The organism is Sphaerobacter sp., from assembly GCF_019683595.1.
Lineage (GTDB): Bacteria > Chloroflexota > Chloroflexia > Thermomicrobiales > Thermomicrobiaceae > Sphaerobacter.
This window is the reverse complement of sequence record NZ_JADGHZ010000039.1, coordinates 1-22893: the sequence shown is the minus strand read 5'-3', so window position 1 is coordinate 22893 and position 22893 is coordinate 1. Positions and strand designations below refer to the sequence as shown.

The window sequence follows — 22893 nt, the reverse complement described above, 5'->3', positions numbered from 1 at the left end:
GCCGGGAGGGTGGCATCGGGGAGGGCGGTGGGGGGCGCGCTCAACCGGTACTGAACCGGTTCCCGCAGCGCGGGGCGGACGAGGTAGACGGTCGCGCGGCCGAACTCGCCCACCCGTTCCAGGTCCGGCACGCGGTCGGCGGCGGCCACGGCCGCTTGCCAGTCGTAGCCCGGTGCGTCGCGGTGGTGGACCACGAGGTAGCGGACGCCGATGTCCTGCAGTACGCCGACGTTGCGGGTGTCGATTCGCGACGGCGTCTCCGGATTGTCGTCGTGCAGGCCGCTCATGAGTCGCACGTACCGGTCCGGGAGGAAGCTGGTGTAGCCCGCGACGATCGGCTGCCAGTGGCGCGTGGAGTAGTAGATCTGCCGGGTCGTCTCCGTCACATCGGTCCAGAGGCCGTTGGCCGGAAGTTCGAAGACGGCACCGCGCGGCTGGGTCGCCAGCCAGTCGTAGACGGCGACGGTGTCGGGGTCGCGCGGGACCGGCTCGGTGCCTACGTCGCTGCGGTACTCGACCAGAGCCGCGCTTGCCAGCAGCAGGAGCAGCGCGCAGCCGACCACCCCGGCGCGGGGAGCCGGCAGCCGCGGGCGCAGCGCCTCCCAGGCGGCGGCGTAGCCGAGCCCGGCAAGGATCTGGAGTCCGAGCAGCGCGACCATCCCGAAGCGCGCAACGTCGCGCATGGCGGTCATGCCCGGCACCCAGTCGTATAGCCAGCGGTAGGGGAGTGTGATGGTGCGCCCGCCGATGGTGATGTCCGGTCCGAGGGAGAGGACGACGCCGATGACGACGAGGAAGGATGCGTAGGCGACCCACGGCCCGCGGCGCCGCGCGGCCAGCCCGAGGCCCAGCAGGGCGCCCAGCGCGGCGACGGCACCGGGAAAGAGCGGGTTCGGGTAGGCGTGGGGCAGCGTCTCGCGCCAGACGTGGTTGACCGGGCTGACCGAGATGTAGCTGGCCGGCGTGGCGGCCATGGTCCGGACCAACTCCAGGTCGCGGGCGAAGCCGTACTCCCGGTTCACCTCAAGGCGGGCGAGCGCGACGGGCGCGAACGCCAGCACGGGGATGACCATGACGAGAACGACCCCGGCGATGAGGCCGGGCGAGAGCCGCTGCCGCGCCTCCCAGAGCAGGACTGGGATGGCCAACCCAACCATGCCGAGCGCCATCAGGGCCAGCGTGTCCGAGGCAAGGACCTGCACGGTGAGGAACACGGCGGCGAGGACCGCATCGCGGGCGCGGCGGTGCCGGGTGAACCGGACCAGCGCCCAGATCGCGAGCGGGGTCCAGCCGTAGCTCAGCAGGTTCAGGTGGCTCAGGTGGCCGTAGCGGTACGGCGTGTAGGCGGCGAACACCCCGGCCAATAGGCCCGCGCCCAGGCTGCCGCTCAACTCCCGAACCAGAAGCGCTACACCCGCCCCGAGCACGACGAACGTGCTCAGGAAGAGCAGGTTGTAGGTGAGCACGTCGTTGCCGGTCACCATCTGGACCGGCCAGGCCAGTAGGGATGTGCTCAGCCGTGGTTCGGAGAAGAGGAGCGAGTAGCGGAAGGGGTACGCCGTGTTGCCGTGCCACAGGTTCGTCGGGGCGCGCGGGAGCTGGTGCTGCGTCCAGCGCATCGTCCAGATCTCATAGAGCGGATCGCCCAGATCCTGCACGGCCGAACCGGCATGCCGCGCAAGCGGCCAGGTCATGGCCAACGTCAGCACGGTGAACGCCAGCAGGTAAGTGCCCAGCGGACGCAGGAAGCCTGGAGTGCGGGTCGCGGCCTGCGTGCTCCGCGCTGCGTGACGCGTACTGCGTGGTGTGTGGTCCGTCGTCGACGTCATGTGTTTCCCTCACCCCCGGCCCCTCTCCCCTGGTGGGAGAGGGGAGGAGTACGGAATGCGCAGCACGCAGTACGCACTAGTAGTGGATGTGCACAGTTGAGCCAAAGTCGAGGAAATTCCAGAACCACTCGGCGTCATGCAGGAGCAGACCGATGCAGCCGTTGCTGCCGTAGCCGCCGAACTGCCACGGTGGGGTCCACCAGTTCTGGTGAATGGCATAGCCGCCCGCTTTGAAGTACTGGGTGAACTGGACGTTTTCCAGGTAATAGTAGTCGGGGTGGCCCTTGGGGATGCCGACCGTGGCCGAGTCCATCGTTTCATTGCGCACCCGGCGTTCGATCTGGAAGATACCCACCGGTGTCTTTCCGTCGCGCCCGGCGGTGATGATGGCGGCGTAGACCGGGGTGTCGCCGTCGTAGGCCACCGCGTAGAAGGTGCTCAGGTTCACGTCCACCCAGTGTCCCTCGAAGGTCTGCGGCGGCGCATCGGCCACGAACGGCTCGACATAGGCGGCGGAGACGTAGCGGTTGTCGCCGACCCTGTACCAGGCGGTGTTCCCCTCCACATCGTCACCCTTGACTTCCTCGCGGATGACGAGCGTGTGGCCGGCGTAGGTCGTGTCGACCACCTCGGCGTCGAGGCGCGGAGCGGAGCGAACGTTCAGACTGGCGGCAGTCACTTTGCCCATCACGGCGCCGTCCGGCGTCCGTATCGCCCCGGCCCAGGCGGGGCCGGCGATGCCGGTGGCCGGGGTCGGCGTCGGCTCAGGCGTTGGCGTCGGCGTGGGGGTCGGCGACGGCGTTGGTGTTGGGCTCGGCGTTGGCGTTGGGGTGGCCGTCGGGCTGGGGGTTGCGGCCGGTGTCTCCGGCGTCGGAGTCGGGAGGACGGTTTCCTGCGCCGCGTCGCTGGGCACTGGTTGCGCATAGACCGCCGCGACCATTGCGATCACGGCGGAGACCAAGACGAAAAGCAGTGGAATGACAAGTCTTGCAGGCCCGCGGCGGGTCTGCCGACGTACGAGCGCCACCGGCACCGATCCTATCCGGGCGCTATGCCCCAATCCCCAGTTTCGCGAGTTGGCTCTCGACTGAGTCCTGCGTCGCGATGCCAAGCCACATGTACACGACCTTGCCATCGCGATCGATCAGGTAGCTCTGCGGGATCCCGTAGACCCCGTAGCGCTCCGAGATTTTCCCCTTCTCGTCGAGCGCGAAGGTCCACGAGTACCCCCCCTTCTCGACGTACGGGCGCACGAGCTCTGGGGGCTCCGCCTGGTTCACGCCGAGGATCGTGAATCCGTCATTGCGATATTTCTCGTAGATCGCCTGGAACTCGGGCATTTCGACCTGACATGGCTTGCACCAGGTCGCCCAGAAGTTCACCAGCACGACCTGCCCGCGGTAGTCCGAGAGCCGGATCGTTTCCCCGTTGAGGCCGGGGAGTTCGAAGTTGGGGGCCTTTTTGCCGGTCTCAACCACGCCGTTGGAGTTGCCGGCAAAGCCGAAGGTGTAGACGAGGAAGCCCGTAATCAAGAGGACCACAACGGCGAGGGACAACAGCGGCACGGTTGACAAGCCGGCGTGGGACTTGTCCGGCGCGGTGGTGGCCGCTGCGGTGCTGTCAGGGATGTGGGAACCGCGGTTGGCGTTCGAGTCCGCCTGCATGAATACCCCTCGCTATGTGAGGAACTGAACAGCGCGCGTGGTTGCGGCGAGCCGCACGGTTGTCGTGCGCTCTAGGCTGCCGGCCACGGAGGCGGCGACCTGCTCGGCCGGCAGTGCAACGCCGATGACATCGGGAGCGGAGCGCATGGCGGTGGGTTCGGCGAGGATTGCGGCCGACTCCGAGGGGCCGGCCACGGTGCGGGCTTGGTTGGCGGTGATGGCGAGGCGCACGACCCAATCCTCTCGCATTACGCCCAGGGGTATTCTAGCCACGCCCTCCGGTTCTCTTCAACCGCAGCTCGGGTGCCGGTTGCCTAGCCCCAGGCCAGCTCGGTGAAGGTACGGTCGAAGTAGACCAACGGGTCGTCGGCGTCGCCAAGCGCAACATGCTCCACCTGCCCGACCACGATGGTATGGTCACCCCCCGGGTAGCGTGCCCAGGGGCGGCACTCGATCCATCCCACGCAGCCCTGGATCAGCGGGGCACCGAGCGCGCCGACGCGGTGCGGCACCCGTGCGAAGGTCGGGTCGGCAAGCGGCGCGCGTCCGGAGAACTGATCGGCAAGGAACGACTGATCGCGGGCGAGGATGTTGACGGCGAAGGCCGATGCGCTCTCCAGCTTGTCGTGGCCCTGCGTCTCCCGGTTGATGCAGGCCAGGACGAGCGGCGGGTCCAGCGAGACGGAACAGAAGGAGGACACGGTCATGCCGTGGTAGCCGTCCGGATTGGCAGTGGTGACGACCACCACGCCGCTCACGAAGCGGGCGAGGACGTCGCGAAACAGGTCTTGGTCGACCATCGGTGCTCCTCTCCAGGTGGCGCGGATGCCGCGGTCCCGCGCATGCGAACGTCAAGGGCGAGGGGCATCATCATCGCTCGATCGGTGGAGGTGTACCGTGACACGGAGTGATGGTGGATCGGAGATGACCGCCGACGGCGACGTGTTCGATGCCCGGCAGGCCGACGGCACGGCGCCGCCCGATGAGTTCGCCGCGCGGGGACGATGGGTTACCGTCGACGGCCTCCGCATCTTCCTCCTCGATGAGGGGACCGGCTTCCCGGTCCTCCTGCTGCACGGCGTGCCGACCTCCGCGTACCTCTGGCGCGACGTCGTGCCGGTGGTCGCGCTGACCAACCGGGCACTGGCGCCGGACCTGCCCGGCTTCGGCTACTCCGACAAACCCCGCGACCGCTCGTACGCGGTGCCGGCCCAGGCCGACGTCGTGTCTGCGCTCCTCGGCATGCTGGGTATCGACCGCTGCGCGCTGGTCGGGCACGACCTCGGGGCCCTCGTCGCGGCCGAGCTGATCGCGCGAGAGCCGGAGCGCTACCCCTACCTGGTGCTGACGAATACCAGCCTGCGGGTCGCGGGCTGGCACGGAGCCTCGCTGTTGACGCCGCTGCGCCTCCCGCTGGTGGGCGAGTGTGCGATGGCGCTGGCGCGACGCTGGATGCTCGGGCTGGCGATGCGCCCCTACCTCGCCCGGACCAGCCGGCTCACCCGCGAGGCGCTCGACCACTACTGGTGGCCGTTCGCTCACGGCTTCAAGCCCGTCCTGTTGTCGATGCTCCGCGAGGGGATCGGCTCGCCGGACGACTTCACCCGCTGGCGGGCGGCGCTGGCCGCTTACCCTGGGGCGGCCCTCATCGCCTGGGGTCTGCGCGACCCGACCTTCGGTCGCGACGACCTGGACGACGTGCGCTCGCTCCTCCCTGAGGCAACAGTCCAGGCGTTCCCAAACGCCAACCACTTCATTCCTGAGGACCGCCCGCTCGCGCTCGGCCGTCTGATCGCGCTCTTCGTCGCCGGGAAGCCGATTCCGCAGGCCCTGCCGGAGGAGTGAGGTTGACGTCGGGCGTTATACGTCACACGTCATGCGTCATCAATCCACGTGACGTGTGTTCAGGGCAGGGCGCGGCCTCCTGCCTTCCGCTTGGCACCCACGATGCCACCCGGATGACATATGACGTGTGACGCATGACGCATGACGTATGACGGCCCTACTCCTCCGCGCTCGCTGCCGCTGCGGCGCGAGCCTTCTTCTCCATGATGTTCGTCGAGTGGCCGGGGTCGAGCCGGGCGGAGGGGTCGATGTAGACCATGGCGTGGTTCACCGCGCTGACCGCCTCGGCCACGCCGGTCGCGATCAGCTTGAACTTGGCCGGGTAGGTCACGATGTCGCCCGCGCCGAAGACACCCGGGACGGACGTCTCCATCGTGATCGGGTCGACCACGATGCTGTTGCGCTCGATCTCCAGACCCCACTCGGCCAGCGGGCCGAGCCGGCCCGAGAAGCCGATGGCGATGATCATCTCCTGCGCCGGGATCACATGCCGCTCGCCGGTGCGCGTGTGGTGGAAGTGGACCTCCTCCAGGTGGTGGTTGCCCCGGACCTCAAGCACCTCGTAGAAGGGGTAGTGGAGCTTGACCGAGGAGGCTTCCAGATCGCGCACCGACTTCTCGTGCGCGCGGAACTTGCTCCGGTGGATCACCGTCACGCTGCGCGCCATCGGCTCCAATGTCAACGCCCAGTCGACCGCCGAATCGCCACCGCCGACGATCACCACGTCCTTGTCGCGGAACCGGTCGAGCCCGCGGACGAAGTAGTGAACGCCGCGCCCCTCAAACTCGGCCACGCCGGGGGCGTCCAGGCGCTTCGGTTCGAACGCGCCGACGCCGGCGCAGATGATGACGGTGCGGGTCCAGTGCTCGGCCTTGTTGGTGACGAGGCGGATCAGCCGCTCGTCTTCGAACCGCTCCAGCACGCGGACTTCTTCACCCAGTGCGGTGACGGCGCCGGTGGAGAGACCCTGCTCGACCGCACCGGCGACGTAGTCCTTGGCCAGGATCTTGGGGAAGCCGGCGACGTCGTAGATGTACTTCTCCGGGTAGACAGCGATGAGCTGGCCGCCGAGCTCGTCGAGTGAGTCAACGATCTTGGTGCGCAAGCCGCGCATACCGGCATAGAACGCGGCGAACAGGCCGACCGGCCCGCCCCCGATGATCGTCACGTCGTAGATATCGCGCGTATCGGCCACTCCCACGCTCTCCCATGCCAGTCATGAACTGCCGCGCATCCCGATCGCGGCACGTCCTTCACCCCATTTCCCAACGATTATACCTGCGGGAGCAATCCTCATTTCCCAAAGAGCCATGCTCAAATCCCAAAGGCGCCGCCTGGCGCGGGTATAATCCGGGAGCACGACACGAACGGGAGCCGCACGGACGCGCGCGGCAAGCGGGATGGCGCGTGGTCCGCTGCGAGAGGAGGCATGGAGTGAACGAGGCATGGATCGTCGCGGCGGTGCGCACGCCGGTCGGCAAGCACGGGCGCGCGCTCGCGGGCGTCCGGCCGGACGACCTCGCGGCGGTGGCACTGCGGGCCTTGATGGAGCGGGCGGGCGTGCCACCGAGCGAGGTTGAGGATGTCTACATGGGCTGCGCCAACCAGGCGGGCGAGGACAACCGCAACGTCGCGCGCATGAGCCTGCTCCTGGCCGGGTTCCCCGAGCACGTGGGCGGCTGCACGGTGAACCGGCTCTGCGGCTCGGGATTGCAGGCGGTGGCCGACGCGGCGCGGGCCGTCATGCTCGGCGAAGGCCACGTCTACATCGGTGGTGGGGTCGAGTCGATGAGCCGCGCCCCGCTGGCGATGCCGAAGCCTGAGCGCGCCTACCAGTCCGGTAACGTCACGGCCTACGACACGACGCTCGGCTGGCGCTTCATCAACCCCAAGATGAAGGCGATGGGCCACACCGAGTCGATGGGGGAGACGGCGGAGAACCTGGCCGAGGAGTACCGGATCCCCCGCGAGTTGCAGGATCGCTTCGCGCTGCGGAGCCACCAGAAGGCCATCGCCGCGATGGAGGCGGGCAAGTTCCGCGACGAGATCGTGCCCGTGGAGGTCAAGGACGGGGTGGTCGAGCAGGACGAGGGACCGCGCCCCGACACCTCCCTGGAAAAGCTGGCGGCGCTGCGGCCGGTGTTCCGCGAGGGCGGTACGGTCACCGCCGGGAACTCCTCCCAGATCAACGACGGCGCGGCGGCCGTGCTGGTCGTCTCCGACGAGTACGCCCGCGCCCACGGCCTGCGGCCGCTGGCGAAGGTCCGGAGCGTGGCGATCGCCGGGGTGCCGCCGCGCATCATGGGGATTGGCCCCGTGCCCGCCACCGCGAAGGCGCTGGAGCGGGCCGGGATCGGCTTCAACGACCTGGGCCTGATCGAACTGAACGAGGCGTTCGCGGCGCAGTCGCTGGCCGTGCTGCACGAGTGGCACATGGACCCGGAGGATCCGCGCCTCAACCCAAACGGCGGCGCGATCGCTCTGGGCCACCCGCTGGGCTGCTCCGGCGCGCGGATCCTGACGACGCTGCTGCACGAGATGCAGCGGCAGCCGGACGTCACCTTCGGCCTGGCGACCATGTGCATCGGCGTCGGCCAGGGTATCGCCATGGTCGTCGAGCGGGTCGCCTGACGGACGTTCTGAGTGCGGGCGTCTCGCCCGTCCTTCGCCGACCCGTCGCGGGTGGGCGAGGCGAGCGAGGCGCCCGCGTTCCTGTCTGCTGGCGCGTCACTTGCGCCGTCACCTGCTAGCACCTCGCGCGGGACTCCCGGCATAGCTTGACAGCGGTGTGAAGTTCCGCTACAAGAGGGTTGCGAGGTGAACCTAACAAGCGTTCGTTTGGAGCCCGCATGGACCGGCGGACCGAGATCATGACCGTAGCCGGGCGGTTGTTCAGCGAATCCGGCTACCATGTCACCTCGATGCGCGACCTGGCGAAGGCCGTCAACCTTCAGGGTGGCAGCCTCTACGCCCACATCGCATCGAAAGAGGAGATCCTGTTCGAAATCGTGTCCCACGCCGCGGACCTCTTCCTGGCCGGCGCCGCGGCGGTCCCGCCAGACCTGCCGCCTGCGGAGCGCGTCGCCCGGCTCGTCGAGGCGCACCTGGCGGTCATCGCGCGGGAGATCGGCAACGCCACCGTCTTCTTCCACGAGTGGCGCTTCCTCTCGCCGGAGCGCAAGGCGCAGATTCAGGAGCGACGCGACGCCTACGAGGCGTATTTCGCCCGAGCCATCGCGGACGGCGTGGAAGCGGGCGTGTTCCGGGTCGAAGACCCGCGGCTGGCGACGCTGTTCGTTCTCTCGGCGTTGAACTGGACCTATCAATGGTACGACCCGGCCGGGCCGATCCCGCCGGATGAGTTCGCGCGCCAGTACGCCGCGATGGTGCTGGGCGCATTGGGGGCGGACCTGCCCCTCACCCCCGGCCCCTCTCCCACCAGGGGACAGGGGAGGAGTACGGAGCACGCTGGAGGTGCGGCATGACCGAAGAGCAGCGGGTCGAGGAGTTCAAACGAGCGGTGCAGGCCGGCCGTAAGGTCGAGGCGGGCGACTGGATGCCCGACGAGTACCGCCAGCGGCTGATCCGCTTCATCGAGATGCACGCCAACTCCGAGATCATGGGCGCGCTGCCGGAGCGCGACTGGATCCTGCGCGCGCCGACGCTCCAGCGCAAGCTCGCCGTGACCGCGAAGATCCAGGACGAGGTGGGTCATGCCCAGTTGCTCTACCGGCTGGTGGAGGACCTGGGGAAGCCGCGCGAGCAGATCTTCGCCGATCTCATCTCCGGCAAGAGCAAGTTCCACAACGTGTTCCACTACCCGACCCGTTCCTGGGGGGACGTCGGTGTCATCGCCTGGCTGGTCGATGCCGCCGCGGTGATTAGCCAGTCGGCGCTCCTCAAGAGCAGCTACGCACCCTATGCCCGCACCATGCGCCGGATCTGCTGGGAGGAAGCGTTCCATCTGAAGCACGGTGAGGACATCGTGCTCACGGCCATGATGGGCACCGCCAAGCAGCGGGCGATGATGCAGGAGGCGCTCGAACGGTGGTGGGAGCCGCTGATGATGTTCTACGGCCCGCCGACGCCGCCCGAGCAGGACAAGGATCTCGCCTGGGGGATCAAGTCGCGCGCCAACGAGGACCTGCGCCAAGACTTCCTGACCAAGTACGTGCCGCGCATCCGCGAGATCGGGCTCCGCATCCCCGATCCGAAGCTGCGGTTCGACGAGTCGGCCGGCCGCTGGGTCTACAGTGACATCGACTGGGACAAGCTGGTCGCGGTGGCGCGTGGCAATGGCCCGGCGTCGCAGCAGCGCCTCGGCTTCCGGCGACTCTCCTACGAGGAGACTGCCTGGGTGCGCGAGGCGATCACCGGTGGAGCGGAGTTGGTGGCGTAGGTCGAAGTGAGTCATGCGTCATCAGTTCCCCTCACCCCCGGCCCCTCTCCCACAAGGGGAGAGGGGAGGAGGACGAAACACGGAACACGCATGACGTATCACGCATGACGTTCCAGGAGTCGCCCATGCAGATCTACGAGGTCTTTCGTCAGGAGCGCGAGGGAGATCCGATGGTCCACGTCGGGAACGTCCAGGCGCCCGGCGATGATCTGGCCCGGCAGTACGCCCGCGAGGTCTACTCGCGCCGCGGGGAGGCGACGCGGCTCTGGCTGGTGCCTCGCGCCGCCATCGAAGAGATCGGTGACGCCTACTTCCTGCGGCCGCCGATTGAGCGGTCCTACCGCATGGGCGAGGCCTATCGAGTCACCGTCCAGAAGCGGCGGCAACTGGCGCAGGAGGGCGCACATGAGAGCTGAAGTGACGTCGGCGCTCGGGCGCTACCTGCTCACCATTGCCGACGATGAGTTGATCCTGGGCTATCGCGACTCGGAGTGGACCGGGATCGCGCCGCTGGTCGAGGAGGACGTCGCCTTCAGCTCCCTCGCCCAGGACGAGATCGGGCACGCCCGGCTTTACTACATGCTGGCGGCGGACCTGCTGGCGACGGACGCCGACGAACTGGCGCTCGGGCGCGAGCCGGACGACTACTACCACGCGACTGTGCTGGAGACGCGCACCACCCCGAAGTACGACGCCTCCGGTGCGCATCGCGGTGGTGGGGACTGGGCACGGGCCGTGGCTCGGCGCTTCCTGTACGACCTGTTCGACGACCTGCGCACCGAGGCGCTGCTGCGTTCCAGCTATGCGCCGCTGGCCGGAGCGGTGCAGAAAATCCGGCGCGAGGAGCAGTACCACCTGCGGCACGGTGTGGCGTGGTGGCGGGCGCTCGCCAGTGCCGATGGTGAGGCGCGGGTGAGACTGGAGGGAGCGCTGGTCGCACTCTGGCCCGGCCTGCTCGGATTGTTCGAAGACGCACCGGGTGAGGACCTGCTGGTGTCCGAGGGCCTGTTGCCCCATCGCACCGCCGACCTCCGCGACGCCTGGCTGGAGCGGGTGCAAGGCCACTGCGACGCTGCGGGACTTCCCTTCCCGTCGGAGCGGACCGGCGCCGGATGGTCCATCGCCGTGCCGCCCGAGGTGGGCGGGCGCCAGGGGCGCCACGGGCCGGCGTGGACCGAACTCTACGACGACATGACCATGGTGCGCCGGCTGGAGCCGGAGGCCGTCTGGTAGCCGGGCCGCGAGAGGGGGCCGTCGATGCGCGCGAGCGCGATCACCGAAGCGGAGATCTGGGAGGCGCTACGTGAGGTGCCCGACCCCGAGATCCCGACGATCAACGTGGTCGACCTGGGGATCATCCGGCGGGTGACGGTCGGTGACCCAATCCGCGTCGAGATGATGCCCACCTTCACCGGCTGCCCGGCGATCGACATGATGCGCCGGGACATCGAGGCACGCCTCAGCGTCTTCGGTCCGGTCGAGGTCGTCGTGGTCTACGATGAGGCCTGGACCAGCGATCGGATCACTCCTGCCGGACGCGAGATGCTCCGAGCAGCCGAGCTCGCACCCCCGCCCCGTGGCGGTATCCGGCTGACGCCGGTCAGGGCCGATCCGGTTCCCTGCCCCTACTGCGGCTCAACCGACACCCAGATCGAAAACCTCTTCGGCCCGACCCCCTGTCGCTCGATCTTCTACTGCCGCGCCTGCCGCCAGCCGTTCGAGCAGTTCAAGGCGGTGTAGGGTGGTGGCGTAGGCATCCAGCGTGGCGCGTGCCCTGATCGTGTGTGTTGCGGGCGACCACGACGGGCCTGTCCAGTCGATACGCGCGCCGGAATGAGTGGCGTGAGGAATCTCACGCTGTGGCGCGTGCGCGGGGTGAGTGGCGTGAAGGATCCCACGCCGCGGCACGTGCCCGGGGCTCAAGCCCCGGGCTGACAAGGAAAGCCGGCTGAAGCCGGCTGAAGGTGGTGCGCCGAACGGGTGCCGAAAGGATCTGCGCGTCGTAGCCTGTGCCCAGGGCTAAAGCCGCCGGGCTGACAATACAAAGCCCACTAAAGGGGCTGGAGACGCTGCGCTTGGTGGGAGACCGGATCGGCTCCGCCTGCCCATGGGCATCGCAGCCCCTTCAGTGGGCTTACCCATATTCAGCCCGGTGGCTTTAGCCCCGGGCACGTACCGACCGGCGAACACCGCGTCGCCGGGACGTGACTCCTCGTCTCCCAGCCGGCTTCAGCCGGCTTTCGTTGTGAGCCCGGCGGCTTCAGCCCCGGGCACCAACCACGACGCGCGGATCCTCACGCCGCCTATCCCGGGGCACAGGCCACGGCGCCGGGCTCCTCACATCGCCCATCCCTGGGCACGTGCCTCGCCGCCGGGATCCTCCCACCACCCACTCCGGACACCGATCGCAGCGCGAAGACCCTCACATCACTTCCCTATTCCCGCTACCCCGGCTGGTGCTCCACGCCGCCGGCGGCGGGGGGCACCGGAGGTGGATTCGGGGTGAGGAGGAGGTCGTCGGCGTCGGTGATGGCGCTGGGGGAGACGCTGAAGAGGCGAGCGAGGCTGAGCACCTGCCCCTCGTTGGGCGAACTGACCCCCGATTCCCATTGCTCGATGACTTCAGGGAGCGTGCCGAGCCGACGCGCCAGCTCCTCGCGGCTCAGCCCGTGGTGTTTTCGGAGTTTCGTGATCGTGCTCATGGGTCGTGCCTCCGAATCGTGCGTGCGTAGGGCGGTACGGCGCAGGGTGCGTGCCCTGGCGCGGTCATTGCCCGGGCGGCGAGCCAGGGGGCCAGAGGGTCGGCCACATGGAGCGGATGACGTCGGCGGCACCAGGGCCAGCGTGGTGGGCGTCCCGCTCCACTCCTGCCTCCTCGATCACGGATCACGCTGGTCCGGTGCCGCCGACCATCCGCACCGGCACACTAGGGCATCGAGGCGGTCTTGTCTTTGCGCACGAGCAAACACGGGCGCGTTGTGTGGCGCGGGCGGGCAACAGGGCGTATGATGGTTGCCGGTTCCAAGATGTGCAGGTGGCGCCTGCGTGACAGTTCTTCCGGGTGGTTCGTCGCCGCCCGACCAGCGTTCTCTCCCCGCCTGTCGGCGATTTGACGGGCGGGCGGTACACACCGTCTCACGACGAAGGAGGGAGAGCCATGCCGATGTTTCAGCCCGAGATCGAAACCCTCCCCAGGGATCGCCTGCGCGCGTTGCAGAACGAGCGGCTGCGATCCATCGTGGCCTACGCCTACGAGCGCGTGCCGTTTTACCGCGAGGCATTCGACGAGGCGGGGGTCCGGCCGGCCGACATCCGCTCGGTCGACGACCTGACGCGCCTGCCCTTCACCCGGAAGGAGCACCTGCGCCAGCACTATCCCTTCGGCCTGCTCGCCGTGCCGCGTGAGCGTCTGGCACGCGTCCACGCCTCCAGCGGCACCACGGGCAAGCCCACGGTCGTCTGCTACACCCGGTATGACCTCGACGTCTTCGCTGAGGTGAACGCTCGGTCGCTGGCTGCCGCCGGGGGAGAGCCGGGGATGGTGCTACACAACGCTTATGGCTATGGGCTCTTCACCGGCGGGCTCGGCCTCCACTTCGGCGGTGAACGGCTCGGCATGGTCGTTGTCCCCGTCTCCGGCGGCGTCACCGAGCGACAGATCACGCTCATCCGCGACTTCCAACCGGACATGATCGCGTCCACCCCGTCGTACGCCCAGACGCTCGCCGGGGAGTTCGAGAAGCGCGGCATCGACCCGGCGGAGATCAGCCTGCGCTTCGCCATCCTGGGGGCTGAGCCGTGGACCGAAACGATCCGGGAGCACGTCGAGCGCGGGCTGGGACTGACCGCGGTCAACATCTACGGGCTGTCGGAGGTGATCGGCCCGGGCGTCAGCCAGGAGTGCACCGAGGAGCGCGCCGGGAGCCACATCTGGGAGGACCACTTCCTGGCTGAGGTGGTCGATCCAGAGACCGGCGAGCCGCTGCCGGACGGTGAAGTCGGTGAGTTGGTCTTCACCACCCTGACCAAAGAGGCGATGCCGGTCATCCGCTATCGCACCGGCGACCTGACCTACCTGACCCATGAGCCGTGCTCCTGCGGGCGCACGCACGTGCGCATGGGCCCGATCCGCGGCCGCACCGACGACATGCTGGTTGTCCGCGGGCTCAACCTCTACCCGACACAGGTCGAGGAGATCCTGCAGGGGATCCCCGATGTCGTGCCGCACTACCAACTGGTCGTCACGCGGGACGGCTCGCTGGATGAGGTCGAGGTGAAAGTGGAGGTCACCGAGGCGCTGTTCCACGCCGTGGGGCAGGATGTCCTCTCCTCGGAGGTGCTGGAGGCGGACCAGCGGCTGCGCGCGCTGCGGGAGTCGATCCAGCGGAAGATCCGCGACACGATCGGCCTGCGGCTCAACGTCACGCTCATGGCGCCGGGCACGGTGCCGCGGAGCGAGGGCGGCAAGCTGCGGCGGGTACTCGACCTGCGCCAACTGTAGGAGGAACCGGTGCGGACTATCCCGATCGGACATCCGGCGACCTTCACCTTCGTGGTGACGCCGGAGATGACGGTTGACTTCGAGGAGCTGGGCCGCGTCCACCCCGTCTACGCCACCTACTGGATGGCCAAGCACATGGAGCTGGTGGGACGGAAGATCCTGGTCCCCTTCCTGGAACCGGGTGAGGAGGGCATCGGCGCAGCGGTGAGCGTGCGCCACCTGGCTCCGGCGCTGCCGGGCGAACGGCTGACCGTCGAGGGGGTCCACGATCGGACCGAGGGCAACCGGCTCTACGTCCGTTGCCGCGTCGTCAACCAGTGGGGTGAGGTGATCGGCGAGGGTGAGACGACGCAGGTCGTTCTGCCGGCGGCCGAGATCGAGGCGCGCTTCGCGCGGCAGCGGGCGCGGCTGGACGCGACGCGAGAGGAGATGCGAGCATGATCCGGGTCGTGGCGCTCTACAAGCAGCCGGAGGACGTCGAAGGCTTCATGCGGCACTACCAAGAACTCCACACACCGCTGGTGCGCAAGATCCCGGGTCTGGCCGGGCTCGAAGTCACCCGGATCACGGCCGACGCCTTCGGCGGAGAGGCGCCTTACTTCCTCATGGCGGTTATGACGTTCCCGGACCGGGAGACGTTCGATGCCGCCATGCGTTCCGAGGAGAACCGCGCGGTGGCCAAGGATGTGATGGGCTTCGCGCGCGGGTTGGTGACGGTGATGGTCGGCGAGGACGTGGAGTGATCGAGAGATGGGCGCGACCTACGAGACCCTGATCGTCGAGAAGCTGGACGGCCGGGTGGGCCTGATCCGGCTCAACCGCCCGGAGCGGCTCAACGCGCTCAACCAGACGCTGATGCGCGAGCTGGTGCAGGCCGTGGCGGCGTTCGACCAGGACGACGAGGTCGGCGCCATCGTGCTCACCGGCAATGAAGCGGCCTTCGCCGCCGGGGCCGACGTGACCGAGATGGACGGCGCGGGCGTGGCCGACATGCTGAGCGGCTATCGGTTCGACGAGTGGGAACAGCTCCGCCGGACCCGCAAGCCGATGATCGCGGCCGTATCTGGCTGGGCGCTGGGGGGTGGCTGCGAGCTGGCGATGCTGTGCGACATGATCGTCGCCTCGGAGACGGCCCGGTTCGGCCAGCCGGAGATCAACCTCGGGATCATGCCGGGCGCGGGCGGGACCCAGCGGTTGACGCGCCAGATCGGCAAGTACCTGGCGATGGAGATGGTCCTGGCCGGGCGGCAACTCACCGCCGCTGAGGCGGAACGCTTCGGGCTGGTCAATCGGGTGGTGCCGGTCGAGGCATACCTGGACGCCGCGCTGGAGCTGGCCCGCATCGTGGCGGCGAAGGCTCCGCTGGCGGTACAGCTCGCCAAGGAGGCGATCCTCCGCGGGCAGGACGTGCCGCTGGAGGCTGGGCTGGCCCACGAGCGCCACAACTTCTACCTGCTCTTCGGCACCGCGGACAAGCAGGAAGGCATCCGCGCCTTCCTGGAGAAGCGCCGCGCCGAGTGGCAGGGACGGTAAGGTGGATTCGCGGCCAAGCCCCCATGTCTCCCAGCCGTCTCTCGGCTACTAGGCGCACCGCTATCACGCATTCCCCTTCTCCCAAGGAGGGAGACGGGGCCAGGGGGTGAGGACCGTCCACGCTAACGAGGAGGCACGATGGGTGTACTGGAGCGCGAGCTGGCGGGTGGGGTCCTGACCCTGACCCTGAACCGGCCGGAGGCGCTGAACGCCTTCACACGCGAGATGCTGCGAGAGCTGGGCGCCGCACTGCGCGACGCCGCTAAGGACCCGGCGGTGCGGGCGGTGGTCATCACCGGCGCCGGGCGTGGCTTCTCCCCCGGGCAGGATCTCAATGAGCTGGAGGACGGGGAGACGTCGTTCCGCGCCGTGCTCGACAACTACAACCCGGTCATCCAACGGATCGCCGAGCTGGACAAGCCCGTGATCGCCGCGGTCAACGGCGCCGCAGCGGGGGCGGGCTTCGCCCTGGCGCTGGCCTGCGATCTCCGGATCGCCTCCGAAGCCGCCGTCTTCGTCACCTCGTTCAGCCGGATCGGCCTGACGGCTGACTCGGGCATGAGCTACTTCCTGCCCCGTCTGGTCGGCTGGGGCAAGGCGTTCGAGCTGCTTGCCCTGTCACCCAGGCTGACCGCGCAGGACGCGCTTGCCCTTGGGCTGGTCAACCGCGTCGTGCCGGCAGACCGGTTCGCCGAAGAGGTCCAGGCGCTGGCATCTCAGCTCGCCGCGGGCCCGACGAAGGCGTACGGCCTCATCAAGCGGACGCTGCGCAAGGCGGCGACGGCCACACTCGACGAGGTGCTGGAGTACGAGGCCTACCTGCAAGAGATCGCCGGGCACACGCGCGACTACCGTGAGGGAGTTGCCGCGTTCAAGGAGAAGCGCCCACCGGTCTTCACCGGGGAGTAGTGCCCCGCCGAGTCCCGACACGCCCCGCCCGGCGTGCTCGTCGCGGCACGCCGGGCTACCACTCGGTCCGCATTCGTAGTTGACAGAACACTCAGCGCACCGCAGACTGTGACGCACGTGGTGGGCAGCGGCTACAGGTGCTGGGGAGCACCACCATGGAGTCACCGGCGCTCCGCATCCGGCTCCTGGGCGATCTCGAAATCCGCCGCGGTGGCGAGGTTCTGCCGCCTCTTGAGTCCGCGCGCGCCGCGTCGCTCCTGGCGTACCTCCTCCTGCACCGGGACGCGCCTCAACCTCGGCAGCGCCTCGCCTTTCTCCTCTGGCCTGACTCGACCGAGGCGCAGGCGCGGACCAACCTGCGCCATCTGCTCCACCTGCTGCGCCGGGCGCTCCCCGATGCTGACCGGTGGCTCGACGTCACGCTGCGGACGCTCCAGTGGCGGCCGGAGGCGCCCGTCTGGTTCGACGTCGCGGCCTTCGAGGAGGGGATCACGCGCGCGGCAAGGGAGGAGAACGATCTCGCCCTCGCGGCGCTGCGTGAGGCCGTGGATGTGTACCGCGGTGACCTGCTTGCGGGGCACGACGACGAGTGGCTCCTTGGGGAGCGTGAGCGTCTCCACCTGCTGTATCTCGATGCCCTGGAAGGGCTCGCCAGGCTGCTAGAGTCCCGCGGCGATCTCGCCGATGCGGTCGCCTACGCCGAGCGACTGCTCCGGCACGAGCCGCTGCGGGAGGAGACCTATCGGCTGCTGATGCGGCTGCACGACGCGCGGGGCGATCGCGCGCGGGCGTTGCGGGTGTATCACCTGTGTGAGGCGACGCTCGAGCGCGAGCTGGGCGTCGGGCCGTCGAGGCCGACGCGCGAGGCGTATGAGGCGCTGTTGGAAGCGCGCGAGCCGCCCGCAGCGCCACCTGCCGGGCGGGTCACCGGCCCACCACTGGTGGGCCGGGCACGGGAGCGGGCGCGCCTCTTGAATCTCTGGCGGATGACGGAGGAGGGTCGGGCGCACCTCGTGCTCGTCACCGGCGAGCCCGGCGTAGGGAAAACGCGTCTCATCGAGGACCTGTGTGCTCGGTGTGCGCATCGGGGCGCGATGATCGCGGAAGCGCGCTGCTACGCGGCGGAGGGCTCGCTGGCGTACGGGGCGCTGGCCAGTTGGCTCAGGGCACCGCCGGTGCGCGCGCTCTTCGGGCGACTGGACCAGGCCCACCTCACTGAGTTGGCTCGCCTGCTGCCCGAGTTGCTGAACGAGGTGCCCGGCCTGCCGCCCCCGGAGCCGCTGACCGAGCGGGAGCAGCGTCACCGCTTGGCCGAGGCAGCCACCCGCGCACTCCTCGTGGCAGGCCGTCCGACCCTTCTTGTGATTGACGATCTCCAGTGGTGCGATGAAGAGACGCTTCAGATCCTGCACTACCTGCTGCGTGTCCAGCCGGACGCGCCGCTTATGGTGGCGGCCACGGCGCGGCGGGAGGAGATCGACGAGCAGCATCCCCTGAGCGGCGTCCTCGCCGCACTGCACGCGCGGGAGCGCGTCGTGGAGATCCCGCTCGGGCGGCTCAGCCGGTCCGCGGCCGGGGTGTTGGCCGCCACGCTCACGGCGCGCCCGCTCGCGGAGGCGGAAGCGGACCGGCTCTACGCCGAGACGGAGGGCAATCCGCTCTTCGTGGTCGAGGCGCTGCGCGCCGGGTGGGGGCGCGGACCGGTTCCCGAGGGGACGCTCAGTCCGAAGGTCCAGGCCGTCATCGAGTCCCGCCTGGCACAGTTGTCCGAGGCGGCGCGGGAGTTGACCGGGGTTGCCGCGACGATCGGCCGCGAGTTCACCGCCGAGGTGCTGGCGGATGCGAGCCAGTTCGCCGAGGGGACGTTCGTTCGTGCCCTGGATGAACTCTGGCGGCGGCGCATCGTCCGCGAGCAGGGCGTAGAGGCCTACGACTTCAGCCACGACAAGATCCGGGAGGTCGCGTACCAGCGGCTGAGCCCTGCGCGACGGAGGTATTACCACGTGCGGGTGGCCGAAGCACTTGCGAGATGCCGTGCTGGCGACCCGGAGGCGCTGAGCGGCCGGATCGCGGTCCATTTCGATCGCGGCGGGCGCGCGGACGAGGCTGTGGAGTGGTACCAGCGCGCGGCGGAGGCGGCGATGCGACTGCACGTGAATGCCGAGGTGGTCCGCCTGCTGTCCCGCGCGCTGGACCTCCTTAGCACGCTGCCGCGCACAGCGGAGCGTGACGCGAGTGAGCTGGCGCTTCTCACCGCGCTTGCTACGCCGCTCGGGACGGTCGACGGTTACTCGTCTGAGCGGCTGGCTGCCGTGCAGCAGCGTGCGCTGGCACTGGCGGAGTCCCTCGCCACCCCGCCTGATGGCCCGCTGCTGCGCTCGCTGGGGATCGCCAGCCTCGCCCGGGGCGATTTCGAGGCGGCACAGCGCGCCGGCGAGCAACTTCGGGCGCAGGCCGACGCGGCGGACGATGACGGGGTCCGTGCCGAGGCGGCCTACGTGTTGGGAATCGCGGCATTCTGGCAGGGCGCGTTCGTGGAGGCGCGCTCTCACTTCGAAGCGGCCGTGGCCTGCTACCGGCCGGAGCACCGGGCGATCCATCTCCTCCGCTACAGGCTCGATCCTCAGGTCGTCTGCCTGAGTCGCCTGGGCAACACGCTGTGGTTCCTCGGCTACCCGGACGCCGCGGTTCGCGCCTGCGACGCCGCCCTCGCCCTGGCGGACGAGGCCGGGCACCCGGCGAGCCGTGGGACAGCGCTCGTGTTCGCCGGGCTGCTGGCGGTGGATCTTCGCGATGAGGCCCGCCTGCGCCAGTCGGCGGCCGCGCTGGTGGCCGGACGCAGGGACGACGAGATGCGGCCAAACCACTTCGTCACCCCCGCGATGGAAGGGTACGTCGAGGTATTAGATGGGCACGCACAAGCCGGCATTGCCCGCATCCAGCGCGCGCTTGCGGAGTCTGGCGGGATGGACCACGCGCCCGGCATGCGCGCGGGGGTGGTCCGCGTGCTGCTCGAGGCCTGTGCCGTCGCTGGCGATACCAGGGCGGGGCTGGCGACCGCCGAGCAGGCGCTGGCGCTGGGCGGCGCGGCGCGTGTCTGGGAGGCTGAGATACACCGGAAGCGCGCGGAGTTCCTGGCCGCGCACGGCGCGCCCCACGACGAGATAGACGCCGAACTGACGCGAGCGCTCCTGATTGCCCGGCGTCAGGAGGCGCGGATGCTTGAACTCCGGGCCGCGACCAGCCTGCTCCGGCACCGGTCGTCGCGCGGCGGCGCTGCCGCCCGCGAGGCGCGCGTTCTCCTGGCCGCGATCGTCGATCGGTTCACCGAGGGCCGGGACACACCCGACCTGCGCGCCGCCACTGCGCTGCTCTCCTGACACGCCCGACGCGCACCTCAGCCCACTTAGACCCCGGTCGCCCACGGGATCACCAGCCCCACCCGGCCGGGGCGCGTGACGTGTTGATCGCTCAGCCGAACGCCCAGAAACGCGCCGTGGAACGCTCCCGGAACGCACGGTAGGCCATGCTGGAACCGGAGATCGGGACGCCGGTCGATCTCCGGAGATGGCGGAACACGTGGCGGCTCGCGCCGCGCCCACGGAACGAGGGACATTATGGCGACGAACATGGCGACGATTGACGCATCTAGTATCGCCGGGCTGCGCGCACGGTTCCGTGGCGCGCTGCTCCAGTCGGGAGAGGAGGGGTACGACGAGGCCCGCCGGGTCTGGAACGGCGCGATCGACCGGCGACCGGCCCTCATCGCGCGCTGTGCCGGAGCCGACGACGTGGTGGTGGCAGTCCGGTTTGCGCGGGAGCGTGACCTGCTCGTCTCGGTGCGTGGCGGGGGACACGCGATCGCCGGTCACGGCGTCTGCGACCGCGGGCTCATGATCGACCTCTCGCTGATGAAGGGGATCCGGGTCGATCCGGCGAGCGGCACGGCGCGGGCGGCGGGCGGCGTCCTGTGGTCCGAGCTGGACCGCGCGACGCAGGCGTTCGGCCTCGCCACCACGGGCGGCATCATCAGCCACACCGGTATCGGCGGCCTGACCCTCGGTGGCGGACTGGGACACCTCATGCGGAAGGTCGGGCTGACGGTCGACAACCTGCTGGCGGTCGATCTGGTGACCGCCGACGGCCAGCGGCTGCGCGTCGACGCCGAGACCGAGCCCGACCTGCTCTGGGGCCTGCGCGGCGGCGGCGGGAACTTCGGGGTTGCCACCGCGCTGGAATACCGGCTGCACCCAGTCGGGCCGATCGTTCTGGGCGGACCGATCTTCTGGCCGATGTCGGACGCGCCCGAGGTCTTGCGCTTCGTGCGCGATTTCATCCGGGAGGCACCGGACGACCTTGGGATCAGCCTGGTTCTGCGCCGGGCGCCACCGACGCCGTTCCTGACGCCGGAACACTATGGCCGGCCCGTGATCGGGCTGGTGCCCGTCTGGGCAGGCGATATCGCGGAGGGTGAGCGGGTGATGGCGCCGCTCCGCCGGATCGGTTCACCGCTCGCGGATGTCGTCCGACCTGTGCCGTACCTCTTCGTGCAGTCGATGTTCGACGGGGGCGCGCCGCACGGGATGCACTACTACTGGAAGGCACACCGTATCCCGACGCTCTCCGACCCGGTCATCGACGTGCTGGTCGAGCGCATCGCCACGATCCCGACACCGTTCTCGCAGATCGGCGGCTGGGCGGTCGGCGGCGCGGTGAGCCGGATCGACCCGGCGGCCACCGCGGTGGGCGAGCGCGACCCCGGTTTCGAGATCAACGTCGTCGCGGCATGGCCGCCGCCCGATCCCAATGGTGCCCAGCACACGACGTGGGTACGCGAGGGTTGGGAGGCGCTGCGTCCGCACAGCGCCGGGGTGTATGCGAATTTCCTCTCGGACGAGGGTGCGGCGGGCATCGCGAACGCCTACGGCCAGCGGCTGCAGTGGCTCACCGCGCTCAAGGATCGCTACGACCCGACGAACTTCTTCCGGCTGAACGCGAATATCCCGCCGAGCCGAATACCGGCCGGCCAGGGTTCCTGAGATGGGTGGAGGCATACCGATGAGCACCATCCTGGTCACGGGTGCAACCGGGAACGTCGGGTCGCAGGTGGTGCGCGAGCTGCGCAGCCGCGACGCTCCGACCCGCGCCTTCGTGCGCGACCCGGAAAAGGCGGGCGTCGTGCTCGGCGACGACGTGGAACCGGCGGTTGGCGATTTCGCCAATGCGACGTCCCTCCGGCGTGCGCTGGACGGGGTCGAGACCGTCTTTCTCACCTCGGCGGATGGTCCCCGAAAGGTGGAGCATGAGACGGCCGTGATCGACGCCGCGGCCGCAGCGGGCGTCTCTCGGATCGTGAAGCTCACGACGGTGGGCGCGCGGGCTGGGTCGCCGCTGCCGCCGTTCGACTGGCACGGCCGGATCGAGGAGCACCTGGCGCGGTCCGGCGTTCCTGCGGTCATCCTGCGGTCGAACTTCTTCATGTCGAACCTGCTGCTGTCGGCGGAACCGATCCGGCACGAGGGGCGGCTGATCGCGCCGGCCGGCAAGGGGCGGATCGGGATGATCGACCCGCGCGACGTCGCGGCCGCCGCCGCGGTGCTGCTGACCACGCCGGGGCACGAGGGGAAGGAGTACGTCGTGACCGGCCCGGCGGCGATCTCCTTCCAGGAGGTCGCCGATGACCTCGCGGTGGCAACGGGGCGGCCGGTGACGTACGTGGATGTGCCACCGGACGCGGCGCGGGCCGCCCTGGTCGCGGCCGGAATGCCCGACTGGCTCGTGCGCCACCTGCATGCGATCTTCGGCGTCACCCGGGAGGACGGGCTGGCCGTCACGACTGGAACGGTCCTGGCGCTCACGGGCCGCAAGCCCCGGCGCTTCGCGGACTTCGCGCGCGACCACGCCGCCGCTTTCGGCGCGGGCACACCCGTCCAGGCTGAGGGTGATCCGGCGCAGGCGGTCGACCAAGGCTAGGAGATGCGGGTACGTGCTGGCATGTCCTCCTGAGCGGCACACGTCATCCTGAGCGCAGCGAAGGATCTCGGGCTGGGGCGGCCCACACTCCGCTGATTCTTCGAGGCGCGAAGGGTGACACGAAAACCAGAGACCACCCGCAGTCGGATAAGGCCGACGCTGAGGCGAGTTCGGGGTTGGGGGGGGGGGCCCCCGCGGCCCCCCCCCCCCGGGGGCCCCCGGGGTTTGGGGGGGGAAAAA

Annotated in this window: 22 protein-coding genes; 15 read left to right on the top strand and 7 right to left on the bottom strand. The window is 69.4% G+C overall.

The features are described 5' to 3' along the window. The 5 genes from IRZ30_RS06545 to IRZ30_RS06525 all read right to left on the bottom strand — a co-directional run. The coding region (locus IRZ30_RS06545) for a hypothetical protein (RefSeq protein ID WP_294084089.1) at nt 1-1829 on the bottom strand (1829 nt) is incomplete at its 3' end. 76 nt (nt 1830-1905) lie between these two features. After that, nucleotides 1906-2769, bottom strand: a complete 864-nt coding sequence (locus IRZ30_RS06540) for a L,D-transpeptidase family protein (RefSeq protein WP_294084090.1) — start codon at nt 2767-2769, stop codon at nt 1906-1908. Nucleotides 2770-2878: 109 nt separating this feature from the next. Further along, complete coding sequence (locus IRZ30_RS06535) at nt 2879-3493, bottom strand: TlpA disulfide reductase family protein (protein WP_294084088.1); 615 nt, start codon at nt 3491-3493, stop codon at nt 2879-2881. Nucleotides 3494-3505: 12 nt separating this feature from the next. Beyond that, nucleotides 3506-3724, bottom strand: a complete 219-nt coding sequence (locus IRZ30_RS06530; RefSeq protein ID WP_294084087.1) for a hypothetical protein — start codon at nt 3722-3724, stop codon at nt 3506-3508. 83 nt (nt 3725-3807) lie between these two features. Continuing rightward, complete coding sequence (locus tag IRZ30_RS06525; RefSeq protein WP_294084086.1) at nt 3808-4293, bottom strand: flavin reductase family protein; 486 nt, start codon at nt 4291-4293, stop codon at nt 3808-3810. A gap of 97 nt (nt 4294-4390) precedes the next feature. Between IRZ30_RS06525 and IRZ30_RS06520 the strand changes: the two genes are divergently transcribed. Continuing rightward, a complete protein-coding gene (locus tag IRZ30_RS06520; protein WP_294084085.1) occupies nt 4391-5338 on the top strand; it encodes an alpha/beta fold hydrolase in 948 nt (315 codons plus the stop codon). 157 nt (nt 5339-5495) lie between these two features. Here the strand turns inward: IRZ30_RS06520 and IRZ30_RS06515 are convergent, their stop codons facing one another. After that, complete coding sequence (locus IRZ30_RS06515; protein WP_294084084.1) at nt 5496-6533, bottom strand: NAD(P)/FAD-dependent oxidoreductase; 1038 nt, start codon at nt 6531-6533, stop codon at nt 5496-5498. 239 nt (nt 6534-6772) lie between these two features. Between IRZ30_RS06515 and IRZ30_RS06510 the strand changes: the two genes are divergently transcribed. The 6 genes from IRZ30_RS06510 (at nt 6773) to paaD (ending at nt 11477) form a co-directional block, all read left to right on the top strand. Continuing rightward, nucleotides 6773-7969, top strand: coding sequence for a thiolase family protein (locus tag IRZ30_RS06510; RefSeq protein ID WP_294084083.1), 1197 nt, complete (start codon nt 6773-6775; stop codon nt 7967-7969). Nucleotides 7970-8187: 218 nt separating this feature from the next. Next, the gene (locus tag IRZ30_RS06505; RefSeq protein ID WP_294084082.1) at nt 8188-8823 is read left to right on the top strand and encodes a TetR/AcrR family transcriptional regulator; all 636 of its coding nucleotides are present in this window, start codon (nt 8188-8190) and stop codon (nt 8821-8823) included. Next, the gene (gene paaA, locus IRZ30_RS06500; RefSeq protein WP_294084081.1) at nt 8820-9737 is read left to right on the top strand and encodes a 1,2-phenylacetyl-CoA epoxidase subunit PaaA; all 918 of its coding nucleotides are present in this window, start codon (nt 8820-8822) and stop codon (nt 9735-9737) included. The genes IRZ30_RS06505 and paaA overlap by 4 nt, the downstream gene beginning before the upstream one ends. A 125-nt stretch (nt 9738-9862) precedes the next feature. After that, nucleotides 9863-10153, top strand: a complete 291-nt coding sequence (locus IRZ30_RS06495; protein ID WP_294084080.1) for a phenylacetic acid degradation protein PaaB — start codon at nt 9863-9865, stop codon at nt 10151-10153. Then, nucleotides 10143-10970: a 1,2-phenylacetyl-CoA epoxidase subunit PaaC gene (gene paaC / locus IRZ30_RS06490; RefSeq protein ID WP_294084079.1), complete on the top strand. Its 828-nt coding sequence runs from the start codon at nt 10143-10145 to the stop codon at nt 10968-10970. Before IRZ30_RS06495 ends, paaC begins: the two co-directional genes overlap by 11 nt. A gap of 24 nt (nt 10971-10994) precedes the next feature. Beyond that, nucleotides 10995-11477: a 1,2-phenylacetyl-CoA epoxidase subunit PaaD gene (paaD, locus tag IRZ30_RS06485; protein WP_294084078.1), complete on the top strand. Its 483-nt coding sequence runs from the start codon at nt 10995-10997 to the stop codon at nt 11475-11477. 704 nt (nt 11478-12181) lie between these two features. Here the strand turns inward: paaD and IRZ30_RS06480 are convergent. Further along, the gene (locus tag IRZ30_RS06480) at nt 12182-12439 is read right to left on the bottom strand and encodes a helix-turn-helix transcriptional regulator (protein WP_294084077.1); all 258 of its coding nucleotides are present in this window, start codon (nt 12437-12439) and stop codon (nt 12182-12184) included. Nucleotides 12440-12900: 461 nt separating this feature from the next. Between IRZ30_RS06480 and IRZ30_RS06475 the strand changes: the two genes are divergently transcribed. The 8 genes from IRZ30_RS06475 (at nt 12901) to IRZ30_RS06440 (ending at nt 22653) form a co-directional block, all read left to right on the top strand. After that, a complete protein-coding gene (locus IRZ30_RS06475) occupies nt 12901-14238 on the top strand; it encodes a phenylacetate--CoA ligase (protein WP_366945323.1) in 1338 nt (445 codons plus the stop codon). 9 nt (nt 14239-14247) lie between these two features. Beyond that, a complete protein-coding gene (locus IRZ30_RS06470; protein WP_294084075.1) occupies nt 14248-14679 on the top strand; it encodes a thioesterase family protein in 432 nt (143 codons plus the stop codon). Beyond that, on the top strand, nt 14676-14981 hold the full coding sequence (locus tag IRZ30_RS06465) for an EthD family reductase (protein WP_294084074.1): 306 nt from the start codon (nt 14676-14678) through the stop codon (nt 14979-14981). The genes IRZ30_RS06470 and IRZ30_RS06465 overlap by 4 nt, the downstream gene beginning before the upstream one ends. Nucleotides 14982-14988: 7 nt before the next feature. Continuing rightward, nucleotides 14989-15771: an enoyl-CoA hydratase-related protein gene (locus IRZ30_RS06460; protein WP_294084073.1), complete on the top strand. Its 783-nt coding sequence runs from the start codon at nt 14989-14991 to the stop codon at nt 15769-15771. A gap of 138 nt (nt 15772-15909) precedes the next feature. Then, nucleotides 15910-16680 (top strand): enoyl-CoA hydratase-related protein, encoded by a 771-nt coding sequence (locus IRZ30_RS06455; RefSeq protein WP_294084072.1) that lies wholly within the window; start codon nt 15910-15912, stop codon nt 16678-16680. Between the two features lie 155 nt (nt 16681-16835). Continuing rightward, nucleotides 16836-20060: an AAA family ATPase gene (locus IRZ30_RS06450; RefSeq protein WP_294084071.1), complete on the top strand. Its 3225-nt coding sequence runs from the start codon at nt 16836-16838 to the stop codon at nt 20058-20060. A 237-nt stretch (nt 20061-20297) separates the two neighbouring features. Further along, nucleotides 20298-21719: an FAD-binding protein gene (locus tag IRZ30_RS06445; RefSeq protein ID WP_294084070.1), complete on the top strand. Its 1422-nt coding sequence runs from the start codon at nt 20298-20300 to the stop codon at nt 21717-21719. A 19-nt stretch (nt 21720-21738) separates the two neighbouring features. Further along, entirely contained in the window at nt 21739-22653 is a 915-nt protein-coding gene (locus IRZ30_RS06440) for an SDR family oxidoreductase (RefSeq protein ID WP_294084069.1), read from the top strand. Nucleotides 22654-22893: the final 240 nt, after the last annotated feature.